The following is a 16,141-nucleotide window of genomic DNA, read 5'->3' on the forward strand; positions in this document are numbered from 1 at the left end:
GTGGAGAAGCGCAGACTAGGCCGTAAGGGCGCGAAGGGGCAAGCCGCAATGCCAGGCGCCGGCCTGTTAAACTGCGCGCCTGATTCGAGGACTGACCCATGAACTACCGCCACGCCTTCCATGCCGGCAATCACGCCGACGTGCTCAAGCATCTGCTGCTGACCCGCCTGCTTGCCCTGCTGTCGAAGAAGGAGGCGCCCTTCGCCTACCTCGACAGCCATGCCGGGCTCGGCCTGTACGATCTGCATGGCGATCAGGCCAGCCGTACCGGCGAGTACCTGGAGGGTATCGCCCGCCTGTGGCAGGCCGAGCAGTTGCCGGATGCGGTCGAGGTCTATCTAGAGGTGGTGCGGGCGATGAACCCCGATGGCGAGCTGCGCTACTACCCGGGCTCGCCGGAGCTGGCGCGCCTGCTCAGTCGCGAGCAGGATCGCCTGCAGCTTAACGAAAAACATCCCGAGGATGGTCGCCTGCTCAAGGACAATATGCGCGGCGACCGCCGTGTGGCCGTGCACCTGGGCGAAGGCTGGTACGTGCCACGTGCACTGATGCCGACTCGCGAGAAGCGCGTGCTGCTGCTGATCGATCCGCCCTTCGAGCAGGCGGACGAACTGCAACGCTGTGTCGAGGCCTTGAATGAAGCGCACGGCCGTATGCGCCAGGCCATCGTGGCGATCTGGTACCCGATCAAGGATGAGCGGCAACTGGCGCGTTTTTATCGTGACCTGAGCAAGAGCGCCGCGCCCAAGCTGCTGCGCGTTGAGTTGTATGTGCATGCGCCGGATGATGCGACACGTTTGACCGGCTCGGGTCTGGTGATCAGCAACCCGCCTTGGGGGCTGGAGGACGAACTCAAGCAGTTGTTGCCCTGGCTGGCCTATGTGCTGGGCCAGAGCCAGGGCGGCTGGCGCCTGGACTGGTTGATAGAGGAAGCGCCAGGCGGCAAGTCATAAGCGCGTAGTCCGGATGAAGTCCGCGAGCCGTGGCCCCCGATCCCCGGATTGCATCCGGGCTACAAGGGGTTCAAGCAGGCTTGTGATTGGGCTCGATGTGATAGCTCAGGTTGTGCCTCGGGCTGAGGTACTCCAGCACCTCCAGCGGTAGCTGCGAAGGGCGCAGGCTGCGGGCGATGGCCAGTGTAGGCTCCTGGGAAAGGTCGAGAATCAGCGCTTCCTGCTTGGGGGTGTCGGCATCGTAGAGAATCAGCGTTGGCTTCAGCGCCTGTGTCGGGTTCATGCCCAGCACCAGTGCATAGCGCTCGTCTTCGAGTTGTACCAGGCTGCCCGGTGGGTAGATGCCCATCACCCGGATAAAGGCCTTCAACGCTACATCGTCGAAGTGCTCGCGCTGCTGTTTGAACATCAGCGCCAGGGCTTCATGTGGACTCAGCGCCTGGCGTGGGTCGAGCGGGTTGCACAGCCCGTCGAAGTGATTGGTGATGGCCACCAGGCGACTCAGGCGGCCGATTCCGGCTTCACGCAGACCGCGCGGGTAGCCAGTGCCGTCGCAATGCTCGTGGTGCTCGTGGATGATGCGCAGCACCTCGTCATCGAGCATCAGTTTCTGCCCCAGGCGCAGGCCGAAATCGGTGTGCATCTGCAGCAGTTGTCGCTCGGGGCGGGTCAGCGGTTCGGGCTTGAGCAGCACCTTGCTTGGTACGTCCAGTTTGCCGATATCGTGCAGCAGCGCGCCAAGGCCGAGGCTGTGACAGGCCTCGCTGTCGAGGCCGAGCTGACGGCCGAGCAGCAGCGACAGTACGGTGACGTTGAGAGCATGGAAGTAACTGTCCTCGGCGGCCTTGCCGGTGATGCTATGGAGCACCACGCTGGGTGCGCCGAGCAGGGTCGCGACCATCTCGCCGACGATGGCGCCAGCCTGGCGCATGGCGTCTTCCGGACGGCTGCGCAGCGTCTGGTTGAGCGCCCTGATGCGCTGGCTGGCTTCGATGAAGCGCTTGTCCACGTCAGCCAGGCGGCTGCGCAGGTTGCGCAGTTGCTGCGCCCGTTCCTGGCGTGCCTGTGCTTGGGGATCCGGCGCTGCGGTTTCGCTTTTCACGGCTGCAGGTGCCGCGTCCGGCGGCAAGGGCGCACAATCGCTACGGGCTGGATCGTAACGCAGCTGTTTCAGCTGGAGCGCACGCAGCGCGCGAATCTGCGCTTCATCCTTGATCTTGAAGTTGCTGAAGGCGAAATCGTGTTCCCACCACTTCAGGTCCAGCTGTATGTAGAGGCCGATGCAGAGCTGTTCTGGCGTGAGGTAGACGGTGCTGTCGGACATGCGGCATTGATACGCTGATGGCGGTTTGCTGGCATTCTAGTGCGACACGTATCGGCTGCGTAGCCTTTCCTCGCGCAGCATCAGGCCATCACGTCGATGCTGTTGCCCAGGTTGGGCGGATTGCCGGGGGCGCTGACCGGTGCAGCCGGCTGTACCAGCCCGGTGATACTGGCAGTCTGCAGCTCCAGCGTCTTGCGCAGCAGCAGGAGCGACATCTGCGCGGCAATCTGCGTCGATGCCTGGCTCGCAACCTGGCTGGAAATACGACTCAGCTCCATGATCCCTTACCCGTATTCAGGATTCAGGGGGTAGACATACGCCTGTGCCACCCAGGCCGCAATAGCCGTTGGGATTCTTCGCCAGGTATTGCTGGTGATAGGTCTCGGCATAGTAGAAGGTCGGTGCTTCGCTGATTTCGGTGGTAATGCGGCCCAGGCCGGCCTTGTCCAACGCGTTCTGAAAGCGCGCCTGGCTGGCCAGTGCGGCACTCAGTTGGGTGGCATCCTGGCAGTAGATCGCCGAACGGTACTGGGTGCCCTGGTCGTTGCCCTGGCGCATGCCCTGAGTCGGGTTATGCGCTTCCCAGAACACCTTGAGCAGTGCATCGAAGCTGGTCAGCTGCGGATCGAACACCACCAGCACCACTTCGGTGTGCCCGGTCAGGCCGGAGCAAACTTCGTCGTAAGTCGGGTTGGGAGTGAAGCCACCGGCGTAACCAACCGCTGTGCTGAATACGCCGGGCTGTTGCCAGAAGCGGCGTTCGGCGCCCCAGAAACAGCCCAGGCCAAACACCGCCTGCTGCAGGCCGGCAGGGAAGGGCGGCTTGATCGGATGGCCGTTGACATGGTGGGTGTCGCTCACTGGCAGCGCTTCGCTGCGGCCAGGCAGTGCCTGCTCGGTAGTCGGCAGGGCGTGCTTGTTGACGAGAATCTGGGAACGCAGAACCATGGCGGTCTCCTGGGTGGTCATGGATGGGCGGACTGCGCGCAGCGTCGCGTATTACGTCCGTTGCTCGGCCTGTGGCCGGCAGGGATAGCGGCGCAGGCCGTCGATCAGCTCGCGGCCGGGAATCGCCCGGTCGAACAGATAACCCTGGCCGATATCGCATTTGTGGCGGCGCAGGAAGCCAAGCTGAGCGCCGGTTTCGATGCCTTCGGCGACCACCTTGAGCTTGAGGTTGTGGGCCATGGCGATCACCGCCGAGGTGATCTCCATGTCGTCCTGGTTGCCCGGAATGTCCTTGATGAAACTGCGATCGATCTTGATCACGTCGATGGGGAATTTCTTCAGGTAGCTGAGCGAGGAATAACCGGTGCCGAAGTCGTCCATGGCCAGGCTCAGGCCCAGGCTTTTAAGGCGGCTGAGCTGGTGGCGGGTATCGTCGGTGGCTTCCAGCAGCAGGCTTTCGGTCAGCTCCAGTTCCAGCAGGTGCGGGTCGAGCTGTTCTTCATGGAGGATGGCGGCGATGGAGCCGACCAGATCAGGGTCGGAGAACTGCTTGGGCGACAGGTTGATCGCCACCTGCAACTGGCCCAGGCCGATGGCGGCGATCTGCTTGCTCATGCGGCAGGCCTGGCGCACCACCCATTTGCCGATGGGGATGATCAGGCCGGTTTCCTCGGCCACGCTGATGAACTGATCCGGACTGATCATGCCTTTTTCCGGGTGCTGCCAGCGCAGCAGCGCTTCCATGCCGAGCAATTGACCCGTCTTGAGGCACAGCTTGGGCTGGTAGAACACCTCCAGCTCGTTCTGGGTCAGGGCGCGGCGCAGATTGTTCTCGACGAACAGCTTGTAGTTGGCTTCGGCATTGAGCGCCTCGGTGAACAGCTGCACCTGATGCTTGCCGTTGGCCTTGGCCTTGTGCAGCGCGAGGCCGGCGTGTTTCATCAGGGTTTGCGGATCATCACCGTGCTCCGGGGCGATGGCCAGGCCGACCGAGCCGGTGACGCTGATCAACTGGTTGTCGACGAACAGTGGCTTGTCCAGCGTCTGCAGCACCTGATGGGCGAGATCCAGGGCGTTTTCCTGGCTGCAGCTATCGAGCAGGATGGCGAACTCGTTGCTGGCGAAGCGTGCCAGGCTGCCCTTGGCGCCCAGGCTGTTGCGCAGGCGCCGGGCGAGGGCCGAGAGCAGCTTGTCGCCGGTCTGGTGGCCGAGGCTGTCGTTGATGCGCTTGAAGTTGTCGATGTCCACCAGCAGCAGGCCGAGGCTCCGTAGGTTCTGGGCAAAGCGTTGTTCAAGGCTGCGGATGAAGGCGGGACGATTGCCCAGGTTGGTCAGGTTGTCGGTGTAGGCCAGGCGCTCGATGCGCTGCTGGGCCAGCTTGGCCTCGGTGATGTCTTCATAGATGCCGATGTAGTGGGTCAGCTCGCCGTCGTCGCCATACACCTTGGAGATCGACAGGTGGCCCCAGTAGGGCTCCAGGTTCTTGCGCCGGCTACGAAACTCGCCCTGCCAACTGCTGTGTTCGGCCAGGCTCGAGTCGGTGTCGAATAGCAGGTCGCTGAGGTTGGCCATGGCCGGTAGTTCCGACAGGCGCTGGCCATAGACCTCGTCGCAACTGTACAGGGTGATGGCGGTGAAACTGGGGTTGACGTACTCCACCCGGCCATCGCGGTCGACCAGCAGAAAGGCGCTGGCGCTCTGCTCCACGGCGCGCTGGAACAGATTCAGGGTGCTGGTGACGTCACGCTTTTGCTGGTTGATCAGCACCTGGGCGAACTGGTCGGCCAACTCGCCGGCGAAGGCGATCTCGTCAGCCTGCCAGATACGCTTCGGGCCGATATGCTCCAGGCAGAGGATGCCTACCACCTCGCCTTCGATACGAATGCTGGCATCGAGCAATGAGTGGATGCCATACGGCTGTAGACAACTGGCAGCCAATTCGCGGGTGCGTGGATCATGCAGGGCGTCATGGGCATCGATCACCCGGCTGCTGTGCAGTGCCTGCAGGTACAGCGGGGAATGGCGCGCGTCTATCGCCTGCGGCTGTTCGTGGCGAGCCAGGTCGCGCCGGTACAGCGATATGGGCTCCAGATGCTGGCTGGCGAGCCTCCACAGGCTGGCGCGAGCGACACCATAGACCTCGCAGGCCGCTTGAGTGATCAATTCGGCGGCTTCCTGCTGCGGGTCGCTGGAAACGTAGCGTTGGCGCGCCAGCCGCACGATGAGCTCACGCTGAGTCTGTGAGCGCGCCAACTGCTGCAGATGGTCGTGCTGCGTGCGTGGGAAGTGCTGCAGTGAGTCCAGCAGGTCAGGCTCCTGTATCGGCGTGGAGCTGTCATCGGAGATCAGCAGATAACCACGCAGCAACTGGCGATTACGCTGTTTGAACGGCTCGCCTATCTCCATCAGATTCAGCCGCCCCTGAGGCGTGTGCAGGGTGTAACTGACCTGATAGTGGGCGCTGCGCTGCAGTTGTTGCTGGATGACATCGTGCAGGCGGTAGCGTGCTTCCGGCTCCATCAGGCTGGCATAGGGGGCATCCACCAGCGCGCACAGGGCGGTGGCGCTGATACCGAGCTTGCGCTCGCAGGTCGGGTCGAGAAACAGCAGAGCCCAGCTTGGTTCGTTCAAGCGCTCGAAACGCAACATGCCGAGCCGCGAGGGTACTGGCAACTGCGTCACAACCTCGGCTGCCGACCGTGTGCCGGCATCGGGATGGCTTTTCATTAGGCGTTGGGCTTCCAGTATGCTGACCAGGCGAGGCTTCCGTACTCGGTACAGGGCCGCTGTACCGCAAGGCACATTGGCGTGGACGGAGGCTGAGGCTCAGGCCTACTTCACTATAGCGTTCGGCAAGGGTGCATCATGCAAGCAAGACTGACAAGGAAACTGATGGCCATGCTGTTGGGGGCAACGCTTTCTGCTGCCATCCCCACGTTGGCCGGTGCCGATGAAAAGGGGGCATTGCAGGGCGCTGATCAGGCCGCTTATCTGGACGGGCTAAAGCGTCTGTATCTGACCGACAACGAGCGTCAGGCATTGCTGGCGCACAACAATGCCCTGCTGGAAACCTACGCCCTGCGCGCCGGCTACCAGGTTGGCCAGGCGCAGCGGCAGGATCTGCTCTACCGCTTCGCTGTCGGCAATACCGGCGAACTGATTCTGCGCGAGGAGCGCCGTGACGTGCAGGGGACTGCCATCGCCGTGCGCAATCAGCGCGTTTCGGTGTTCGGTATCGACCCGTTCATCCGCTACGAATGTCCGACCGGCGGTATCCGTTGTGTGCTGCTCAATCCGGTCGATGGCAGCGAGTTGCTGAGTATCGTGCGTGACCATCAGGGGGCGGGCGAGTTGGCCAAGGCGCTGAGCTTTCTGATTCGCAACGTGCAGAAGGGCTGATTTGCCCCGCTCACAGGTTCAGCAGAAACATGGCCTTGGCCAGGAACAGAATGGCCAACATGTGCAGCAGCACGCTCAGGTGAATACGGCGCGAGCGTGTTGCTGTCATGCGGCCGGTGCGCATCAGGAACACCACCAACAGGAAATGCCCGAGGATGCTCAGCGCCAGGATGATTTTCAGGCTGAGCAGCATGCCGAAGCTGCTGGCCAGTGGCGCATGCAGGGCTGCGCGGTAGTGCCAGGCCAGGCCCAGGCCGGCGGCGTAAAGCACCAGTATGACCCAATGCATGACCTGCCTGGCGCGTTGGCCCAGCGCGCGTGAGAAGCCGGCCTTGGTTGCATCCGGCAGTGCCTGTGTGGCACGGCTGAGAATCATCACTTCGAAGAAGACGCCACCGATGAAGAATGCGGCTGCAGTCAGGTGGGCGAATTTGAGCAATAGATAGAGCATGAGGCGCGCACCGGATCGAGATCGATGCAACGATCATGGCGCTTGCTGCGCTCATCGTCATGATCAGGATCAAGCCGGCCCTGATTCGTGCAGGCAAAAAGAACCCCGCCTGGATGGGCGGGGTTGAGGATGCGAGCGTGGCGTGCTCGAAACGGTTTACAGCAGGATGGTGCGGATATCGGCCAGCAGCTGCGACAGGCGCTGAGTGAAGCGTGCGGCAGCCGCGCCGTTGATCACCCGATGGTCGTAGGACAGCGACAGCGGCAGCATCAGCTTGGGCTGGAAGGCCTTGCCATCCCACACCGGCTGCATGGTCGCCTTGCTCACACCGAGGATCGCCACTTCCGGCGCGTTGACGATCGGCGTGAAGCCGGTGCCGCCAATGTGGCCGAGGCTGGAGATGGTGAAGCAGGCGCCCTGCATGTCATCAGCCGAGAGCTTCTTGGTGCGCGCTTTTTCCGCCAGGGCGGCGGCTTCAGCAGCCAGTTGCAGCAGACTCTTCTGGTCGACGTTCTTGATCACCGGCACCAGCAGGCCGTCCGGCGTATCGACGGCGAAGCCGATGTGCACGTACTTCTTGCGGATGATCGCCTTGCCGCTCGGGGCCAGCGAACTGTTGAAGTCCGGCAGTTCCTTGAGCAGGTGGGCGCAGGCCTTGAGCAGCAGCGGCAGTACGGTCAGCTTGACGCCGGCCTTTTCCGCCACGGCCTTCTGCGCGACGCGGAAGGCTTCCAGGTCGGTGATGTCGGCCGAATCGAACTGGGTCACGTGCGGCACGTTGAGCCAGCTGCGGTGCAGGTTGGCAGCGCCGACCTGCATCAGGCGGGTCATCGGTACTTCTTCGATTTCACCGAACTTGCTGAAGTCCACGGTCGGGATCGGCGGAATGCCGGCGCCGCCGGTAGCGGCTGCAGCAGGCGCCTGCGGTGCGGCCTTGGCCTTGTGCATCATGGCCTTGACGTATACCTGCACGTCTTCCTTGAGAATGCGACCTTTCGGGCCGCTGCCGGCGATATCCGCCAGCTCCACGCCGAAGTCGCGGGCCAGCTGACGCACGGCCGGGCCAGCGTGCACCTTGGCTCTGCTGCGCTTGGGTGCGTTGGCCGGATCGGCAGCAGCAGCAGACAGCGAGGCGATGGCGCGCACTTCGGCAGCCACTTCCGGTGCGGCGCCTTCCGGCACGCGGTGCACTTCCTGGCTGGCTTGCGCCGGCGCTGCGGCCGGTGCAGCGCCAGCCACCTTGAGTTTGAGAATCAGGTCGCCGGTGGAAACTTCAGCGTCGAGTTTGACCAGCACTTCTTCCACCACGCCGGCAGCCGGCGAGGGAATTTCCATGGAGGCCTTGTCGGACTCCAGGGTGATCAGCGACTGGTCGGCTTCGATGCTGTCGCCGGCCTTGACCATGACTTCGATGATCTTGACCTTGCCGTCGGTGCCGATATCCGGCACGTGCACGTCCTGCACGCTGCTGCCGGTTGGCGCGGCGGCAGGGGCTGGTGCGGCGGCGGGAGCAGCTGCTGCCTTCGGCGCGGCCGATTGAGCCGGTGCCGCAGTTGGGGCAGCACCTGTCACTTTCAGCTTGAGGATCAGGTCGCCGGTGCCGATTTCATCGTCCAGCTTGACCTGTACCGACTCCACCACGCCGGCAGCCGGCGCGGGGATTTCCATGGAGGCCTTGTCGGACTCTAGGGTGATCAGCGACTGGTCGGCTTCGATTGTGTCGCCGGCCTTGACCATGACTTCGATGACCTTGACCTTGCCGTCGGTGCCGATATCCGGCACGTACACGTCCTGCACGCTGCTGCCGGTGGCAGCAGCGGCGGGCGCGGCAGCCGGAGTGGCCGCTTGTGGGGCTTCGGCAGGGGCGGCTTCGGTTTTCGGCGCAGGCGCCGCTTGCGCAGCACCTTCGACTTCCAGCACCAGCAGCTCGTCGCCTTCCTTCAGGCGGTCACCGATCTTGACCTTGATTTCCTTGATCACGCCGGCCTTGGGCGAGGGCACTTCCATGGAGGCCTTGTCGGACTCCAGGGTCAGTACGCTCTGATCGACTTCGATACGGTCGCCGACCTTCACCAGCAGTTCAATCACCTCGCCTTCACCGCCGAGGTCGGGTACGCGAATCAACTCACTCATCGCTTCGCTCCTTAGCAGTCCAGGGGGTTGGCTTTGTCGGCGTCGATGCCGAACTTGGTGATGGCATCGGCCAGCACCTTGGCTTCGATCTCACCACTGTCGACCAGGGCTTCCAGGGCGGCGAGCACGACCCAGTTACGATCCACTTCGAAGAAGTGACGCAGCTGCTTGCGGCTGTCGCTGCGGCCGAAGCCGTCGGTGCCCAGGACCTTGTATTCCTTGCTCGGTACCCACTGACGAACCTGTTCGGCGAACAGCTTCATGTAGTCGGTCGACGCGATGACCGGACCCTTGCGACCGCTCAGGCACTGCTCGATATAGGTCTGCTGCGGCTTCTGACCCGGGTGCAGGCGGTTGCGGCGCTCCACGGCCAGGCCGTCGCGACGCAGTTCGTTGAAGCTGGTGACGCTCCACACATCGGCACCGATGTTGTACTCGTCGCGCAGGATCTTCGCTGCTTCACGCACTTCGCGCAGGATGGTGCCGGAACCCAGCAGTTGCACGTGGTGCGCGGCTTCCTTCTTGTCTTCCTCGAGCAGGTACATGCCCTTGATGATGCCGTCTTCCACGCCCTCCGGCATGGCCGGCTGCTGGTACGACTCGTTCATCACGGTGATGTAGTAGAAGATGTCCTGCTGCTCTTCGATCATCTGGCGAATACCTTCGCGGATGATCACGGCGAGCTCGTAACCGTAGGTCGGATCGTAGGTGCGGCAGTTGGGGATGGTCGCTGCCAGCATGTGGCTGTGACCGTCTTCGTGCTGCAGGCCTTCACCGTTGAGGGTGGTACGGCCAGCGGTACCGCCGATCAGGAAACCACGGGTGCGGCTGTCGCCAGCGGCCCAGGCCAGGTCACCGATACGCTGGAAGCCGAACATCGAATAGAAGATGTAGAACGGCAGCATCGGCTGGTTATGGCAGGAGTACGAAGTACCGGCGGCGATGAAGGAACTCATGGCGCCAGCTTCGTTGATGCCTTCTTCGAGGATCTGACCTTTCTTGTCCTCTTTGTAGAACATCACCTGGTCTTTATCGACCGGCTCGTACAGCTGGCCGACCGAGGAGTAGATGCCGAGCTGACGGAACATGCCTTCCATACCGAAGGTACGGGCTTCGTCCGGGATGATCGGGACGATGCGCTGGCCGAGTTCCTTGTCCTTGACCAGCTGCGCGAGGATGCGCACGAAGGCCATGGTGGTGGAGATTTCGCGGTCGCCCGAGCCGTCGAGGATGGCCTTGAGGGTATCCAGCGGCGGGGTGGGGATGCTGAAGCTCTTCTGCCGACGCTGCGGGACGAAGCCACCCAGCGCGTTGCGGCGCTCGTGCAGGTACTTGTACTCCGGGCTGCCCGGCTCCGGGCGCACGAACGGCAGGTTTTCCAGGTCCTCATCCTTGACCGGAATGTCGAAGCGGTCGCGGAACTGACGCAGGCTGTCGACATCGACCTTCTTGGTGTTGTGCGCGGTGTTCTTCGCTTCACCGGCGCCGGTACCGTAGCCCTTGATGGTTTTGGCCAGGATCACGGTGGGCTGGCCGCTGTGGTTCACGGCCTGGTGGTAAGCCGCGTAGACCTTGTACGGGTCGTGGCCGCCACGGTTGAGCTTCCAGATCTCGTCGTCGGAGAGGTCCTTGACCATCTCCTTGAGCTCTGGGGTGTTGAAGAAGTTTTCGCGCACGTAGGCGCCGTCTTTGGCCTTGTAGTTCTGGTATTCACCGTCGACCACTTCGTCCATGCGACGCTGCAGGGCGCCGTCCTTGTCCTTGGCGAACAGCGGATCCCAGAAGCGACCCCAGACCACCTTGTTGACGTTCCACTGAGCACCGCGGAACACGCCTTCGAGTTCCTGGATGATCTTGCCGTTGCCGCGCACCGGGCCGTCGAGGCGCTGCAGGTTGCAGTTGATGACGAAGATCAGATTGTCCAGCTTCTCGCGGCCAGCCAGGGAGATGGCGCCGAGGGATTCCGGCTCGTCGCACTCGCCGTCGCCCATGAAGCACCAGACTTTCTGCTTGCCGGCCGGAATGAAGCCGCGCGCTTCCAGGTACTTCATGAAACGTGCCTGGTAGATCGCCTGGATCGGGCCCAGACCCATGGACACGGTGGGGAACTGCCAGAAGTCCGGCATCAGCCAGGGGTGCGGGTAGGACGACAGACCTTTGCCGTCGACTTCGCGGCGGAAGTTCTTCATCTGCTCTTCGTCGATGCGGCCTTCCATGAAGGCGCGAGCGTAGACGCCAGGGCTCGCATGGCCCTGATAGAACACCAGGTCGCCGCCATGTTCTTCGGTCGGAGCCTGGAAGAAGTAGTTGAAGCCGATGTCATACAGCGTCGCCGAGGAGGCGAAGCTGGAGATGTGGCCGCCCAGATCCGGGTCGTCCAGGTTGGTGCGCATCACCATGGCCAGGGCGTTCCAGCGCACCAGCGAGCGGATGCGGCGCTCCATGAACAGGTCGCCGGGCATGCGCGCTTCGTGGGTAACCGGGATGGTGTTGCGGTACGGCGTGGTGATCGCGTAGGGCAGTTGCGCACCGCTACGGGTGGCCAGCTCGCCCAGACGGGTCATCAGGTAATGGGCACGGTCTTCACCCTCACGGTCGAGGACGGATTCAAGGGCGTCCAGCCATTCCTGGGTTTCGATCGGATCGAGGTCTTGCATGGCTTGCTCCAGGGCGGAAAGGCTTCCAGAATCGGAGGCCAGTTGGGTCTCGTCAGCTTTTTGGGCGGGCGAGTTGAAGTTCTTGGATTTACCGGGGGTAGGACCGGCCGCGTGTAGTTTTACTACATTTCGACGGCGGATTCAGCCCTCTGGATACATTTCTTCCGTAGTAAAACTACAGTTCGCGGTGTTGCCGGCCGCGCGCGCCCACTACCTCAGGGGTTTGGGTGACTGCGCCGTATGTCTGGCAGCCCGCCAAAAGGATAGACCATGAGCCTGCCGTTGCTGGTCGAGTTGCCCCCTTCCCTGAGTGCCCTTGCCGAGCGCGCCGAACAGTCATTGCAGGCGGCGCTGGCCGAGCATGATGGGCTGGTCGAGCGGGTTGCGGCCTGGCCGCAAGCGCGGCGCATGGCCTGGCAGCAGGTGTCGGCGCTGAGCGATTTCGTCGCCGAGCAGGCCCGGCGTGATCCGCAGATGTTCGTCGCGCTGGCCGACTCCGGCGAGCTGGAACGCAGCCTGGCGCCCGGTGAGTTGCGTCAGCAGCTGGAGGCACAGTTGGCCGAGTGTGCCGATGAGGATGCGCTGGGGCGTTGCCTGCGGCGTTTTCGTAACCGGCAGCAGTTGCGCATCATCTGGCGCGATTTCAGTCGGCAGGCGGCGTTGACCGAGACCTGTCGCGATCTGTCCGATCTGGCTGACGCCTGTATCGATCTGGCCTATCACTGGCTGTATCCGCGTCACTGCGCGCAGTTCGGTACGCCGGTCGGGCGGCGCACGGGCCAGCCGCAGCACATGGTCATCCTCGGCATGGGCAAGCTCGGTGCGGTGGAGCTGAATCTGTCGTCGGATATCGACCTGATCTTCGGCTACCCGGAAGGCGGCGAGACCGAGGGCGTGAAGCGCCCGCTGGACAATCAGGAGTTCTTCATTCGTCTGGGGCAGAAGCTGATCAAGGCGCTGGATGCGATCACTGTCGACGGGTTCGTATTCCGCACCGACATGCGCCTGCGTCCCTATGGTTCCTCCGGTGCGCTGGTGTTCAGCTTCAATGCGCTGGAGCAGTACTACCAGGATCAGGGGCGTGACTGGGAGCGCTACGCCATGATCAAGGCGCGCGTGGTCGGCGGTGACCAGGCCGCCGGTGCCGAGTTGCTGGAGATGCTGCGGCCCTTCGTCTACCGCCGCTATCTGGATTTCTCTGCCATCGAGGCGCTGCGTGCGATGAAGCTGCTGATTCAGCAGGAGGTGCGGCGCAAGGGCATGAGCGAAAACATCAAGCTCGGCGCGGGGGGTATTCGCGAGATCGAGTTCATCGCCCAGGCCTTCCAGCTGATCCATGGCGGACGGGACCTCAGTCTGCAGCAGCGGCCGCTGCTCAAGGTGTTGACCACGCTGGAAGGGCAAGGCTACCTGCCGCCGGCGGTGGTTGCGGAGATGAAGGAGGGTTATGAGTTTCTGCGTTATACCGAGCATGCCCTGCAAGGCATCGGTGACCGGCAGACGCAGATGTTGCCGGCTGATGCGCAGGATCAGGCGCGGGTGGCGGCGATCATGGGCTTCGCCGACTGGTCGAGCTTCCATGAGCGGCTGATGCACTGGCGTGGTCGCATCGAATGGCACTTCCAGCAAGTGATCGCCGATCCCGATGAGGATGAGGCGCAGGCCGGCGAAACCGCAGTCGGCGCCGAGTGGCTGCCTTTATGGCAAGGCGCACTGGATGATGAGGCTGCCCAGCAGCAGTTGCAGGAGGCCGGTTTTGTCGAGGCCGCCACGGCCAATCGGCGCCTCGTCGATCTGCGCAACGGGCCGCAGGTGCGTGCCATGCAGCGGCTCGGGCGCGAGCGTCTGGATGCCTTCATTCCGCGCTTGCTGGCGCAGACCGTCGAGCACGACAAGCCGGATCTGGTGCTGGAGCGGGTGCTGCCGCTGGTAGAAAAGGTTGCCCGGCGCTCGGCCTACCTGGTGCTTCTGACTGAAAACCCAGGAGCGCTGGAGCGACTGATCACGCTCTGCGCCGCCAGCCCCTGGATTGCCGAGCAGATAGCCCGCTACCCGCTGTTGCTCGATGAGTTACTCAATGAAGGCCGGTTGTATTCGCCGCCGCTGGCGCCGGAGTTGGCGGCCGAGTTGCGTGAGCGGCTGGTGCGCATTCCCGAGGAGGATCTGGAGCAGCAGATGGAGGCGCTGCGTCATTTCAAGCTGGCGCACAGCTTGCGCGTGGCCGCCTCGGAGATCGCCGGTACGCTGCCCTTGATGAAAGTGTCGGATTACCTCACCTGGCTGGCCGAGGCGATTCTCGATCAGGTGCTGGCGCTGGCCTGGCAGCATACGGTGCAGCGTCATGGCCGCCCGCAGCGAGTCGACGGCACACCGTGCGACCCGGACTTCATCATCGTCGGCTACGGTAAGGTCGGTGGCCTGGAGTTCGGCCACGGCTCGGATCTGGATCTGGTGTTCATCCATGACGGCGATCCGCAGGCCGAGACCGATGGCGCCAAGCCCATCGACGGTGCGCAGTTCTTCACCCGCCTGGGGCAGCGCATCATCCATCTGCTGACCACTCAGACCACCTCCGGTGCGCTGTATGAGGTGGACATGCGCCTGCGACCATCTGGCGCAGCCGGGCTGCTGGTCAGCTCGCTGGGTGCCTTCCAGCGCTATCAGGAAAACGAGGCCTGGACCTGGGAGCATCAGGCGCTGGTGCGTGCGCGGGTGCTGGTGGGTTGTTCGCGGCTGGCCGGCGAATTCGCCCGGGTGCGCGCCGAGGTGCTGGGGCGCCAGCGCGATATCGAGGCGCTGCGCGTCGAGGTCAGCGAGATGCGGGCGAAGATGCGCGACAACCTTGGCAACAAAAATACCGCGGCCGGAACGGCGCCAAACGCCTTCGAGGCCACGTCCTCCTTCGATCTGAAGCAGGACGCCGGTGGTATCGTCGATATCGAATTTATGGTGCAATACGCGGCTCTGGCCTGGTCGTGGCAACACCCGCAGCTACTCGAGTTCACCGATAACATCCGCATTCTGGAAGGTCTGGAGCGGGTCGGTCTGATGGGCGCCGAGGATGCCGCATTGCTGCGTGAGGTCTACAAGAATTACCGCTCGGCCGCCCATCGCCAGGCGCTGCAGAAGCAGCCTGGAGTGGTGCCGGGCGATCAGTTTCAGGACGAGCGTCGTGCCGTGATGCGCTTGTGGCGTGAGTTGGGACTGAGTTGAATGACGGGGCTGCGGCCCCACCGAATTGTTCGAACCGTGAAGCGAATTTGAGGAGCAGGCAAGATGTCGATGTCCGACCGTGATGGCGTGATCTGGTACGACGGCAAACTGGTGCCGTGGCGCGAAGCCAACACCCATGTGCTGACCCACACCCTGCACTACGGCATGGGCGTGTTCGAGGGCGTGCGTGCCTACAACACCCCGGACGGCACCGCGATCTTCCGCCTGCAGGCGCACACCGATCGCCTGTTCGACTCCGCGCACATCTTCAACATGCAGATTCCTTTCTCCAAGGAAGAGATCAACGAAGCCCAGCGCGCCGCCGTGCGTGAGAACGGCCTGGAAAGCGCCTACCTGCGTCCGATGGTGTTCTTCGGCAGCGAGGGCATGGGGCTGCGCGCCGCCGGTCTGAAGGTGCACGTGATCGTCGCCGCCTGGCACTGGGGCGCCTACATGGGCGAAGAAGCGCTGGAAGCCGGCATCAAGGTGCGCACCAGCTCCTACACCCGTCACCACGTCAACATCGCCATGACCCGCGCCAAGGCCAACGGCAACTACATCAACTCGATGCTGGCCCTGCAGGAAGCCATTTCCGGCGGCGCCGACGAGGCCATGCTGCTGGATCCGGAAGGCTACGTGGCCGAGGGTTCGGGCGAGAACATCTTCCTGGTCAAAGACGGCGTGGTGTACACCCCGGAAGTGACCTCCTGCCTCAACGGCATTACCCGCAGCACCATCCTGACCCTGGCTGAAGAGCACGGCATCAAGGTGGTCGAGAAGCGCATCACCCGCGACGAGGTGTACATCGCCGACGAGGCCTTTTTCACCGGCACCGCTGCCGAGGTCACGCCGATCCGCGAAGTCGACGGCCGCAAGATCGGTGCAGGTCGCCGTGGCCCGGTGACCGAGAAGCTGCAGAAGGCCTACTTCGACCTGGTCACCGGCAAGACCAGCGCGCATGCCGAATGGCGTACGCTGGTTAAATAAGCGATTGTTCGAAGGCTCGACGGGGAGGCCTCAAGAGTCCGCCGGTAATCTTGCGAGCTAGAGTCAGGCTAGGCGC

Annotated in this window: 11 protein-coding genes; 4 read left to right on the forward strand and 7 right to left on the reverse strand. The window is 63.2% G+C overall.

The window, feature by feature from the left end; translation table 11 throughout:
- The first annotated feature begins 98 nt into the window (after nt 1–98).
- Nucleotides 99–953 (forward strand): 23S rRNA (adenine(2030)-N(6))-methyltransferase RlmJ, encoded by an 855-nt coding sequence (locus tag J7655_RS02875; RefSeq protein WP_230926483.1) that lies wholly within the window; start codon nt 99–101, stop codon nt 951–953.
- 70 nt (nt 954–1,023) lie between these two features.
- Here J7655_RS02875 and J7655_RS02880 read toward each other — a convergent pair whose 3' ends face one another.
- The 4 genes from J7655_RS02880 to J7655_RS02895 form a co-directional block, all read right to left on the reverse strand.
- On the reverse strand, nt 1,024–2,277 hold the full coding sequence (locus J7655_RS02880) for an HD-GYP domain-containing protein (RefSeq protein WP_230926484.1): 1,254 nt from the start codon (nt 2,275–2,277) through the stop codon (nt 1,024–1,026).
- An 80-nt stretch (nt 2,278–2,357) separates the two neighbouring features.
- On the reverse strand, nt 2,358–2,555 hold the full coding sequence (locus J7655_RS02885) for a putative motility protein (protein ID WP_230926485.1): 198 nt from the start codon (nt 2,553–2,555) through the stop codon (nt 2,358–2,360).
- 16 nt (nt 2,556–2,571) lie between these two features.
- Nucleotides 2,572–3,225 (reverse strand): peptide-methionine (S)-S-oxide reductase MsrA, encoded by a 654-nt coding sequence (gene msrA / locus J7655_RS02890; RefSeq protein WP_230926486.1) that lies wholly within the window; start codon nt 3,223–3,225, stop codon nt 2,572–2,574.
- Nucleotides 3,226–3,276: 51 nt separating this feature from the next.
- A complete protein-coding gene (locus tag J7655_RS02895) occupies nt 3,277–5,952 on the reverse strand; it encodes a putative bifunctional diguanylate cyclase/phosphodiesterase (protein ID WP_230926487.1) in 2,676 nt (891 codons plus the stop codon).
- Between the two features lie 138 nt (nt 5,953–6,090).
- Between J7655_RS02895 and J7655_RS02900 the strand changes: the two genes are divergently transcribed.
- Complete coding sequence (locus J7655_RS02900; protein ID WP_230926488.1) at nt 6,091–6,624, forward strand: hypothetical protein; 534 nt, start codon at nt 6,091–6,093, stop codon at nt 6,622–6,624.
- Nucleotides 6,625–6,634: 10 nt separating this feature from the next.
- Here J7655_RS02900 and J7655_RS02905 read toward each other — a convergent pair whose 3' ends face one another.
- The 3 genes from J7655_RS02905 to aceE all read right to left on the reverse strand — a co-directional run bounded on the left by J7655_RS02905 (nt 6,635) and on the right by aceE (nt 11,865).
- Nucleotides 6,635–7,075, reverse strand: a complete 441-nt coding sequence (locus J7655_RS02905; RefSeq protein WP_230926489.1) for a CopD family copper resistance protein — start codon at nt 7,073–7,075, stop codon at nt 6,635–6,637.
- A gap of 156 nt (nt 7,076–7,231) precedes the next feature.
- A complete protein-coding gene (gene aceF / locus J7655_RS02910; protein WP_230926490.1) occupies nt 7,232–9,208 on the reverse strand; it encodes a dihydrolipoyllysine-residue acetyltransferase in 1,977 nt (658 codons plus the stop codon).
- Between the two features lie 11 nt (nt 9,209–9,219).
- Nucleotides 9,220–11,865: a pyruvate dehydrogenase (acetyl-transferring), homodimeric type gene (aceE, locus tag J7655_RS02915; protein ID WP_230926491.1), complete on the reverse strand. Its 2,646-nt coding sequence runs from the start codon at nt 11,863–11,865 to the stop codon at nt 9,220–9,222.
- Nucleotides 11,866–12,135: 270 nt separating this feature from the next.
- On the opposite strand from aceE, the gene glnE reads away from it, so the two are divergent.
- Both glnE and J7655_RS02925 read left to right on the forward strand, forming a co-directional pair.
- Nucleotides 12,136–15,078 carry a bifunctional [glutamate--ammonia ligase]-adenylyl-L-tyrosine phosphorylase/[glutamate--ammonia-ligase] adenylyltransferase gene (glnE, locus tag J7655_RS02920; protein WP_230926492.1) on the forward strand — a complete coding sequence of 981 codons (2,943 nt, stop codon included), beginning with the start codon at nt 12,136–12,138 and terminating at the stop codon, nt 15,076–15,078.
- A gap of 63 nt (nt 15,079–15,141) precedes the next feature.
- A complete protein-coding gene (locus tag J7655_RS02925; RefSeq protein WP_147810227.1) occupies nt 15,142–16,065 on the forward strand; it encodes a branched-chain amino acid transaminase in 924 nt (307 codons plus the stop codon).
- Nucleotides 16,066–16,141 lie beyond the last annotated feature (76 nt).

This window comes from Pseudomonas wenzhouensis, assembly GCF_021029445.1.
Taxonomy (GTDB): Bacteria; Pseudomonadota; Gammaproteobacteria; order Pseudomonadales; family Pseudomonadaceae; genus Aquipseudomonas; species Aquipseudomonas wenzhouensis.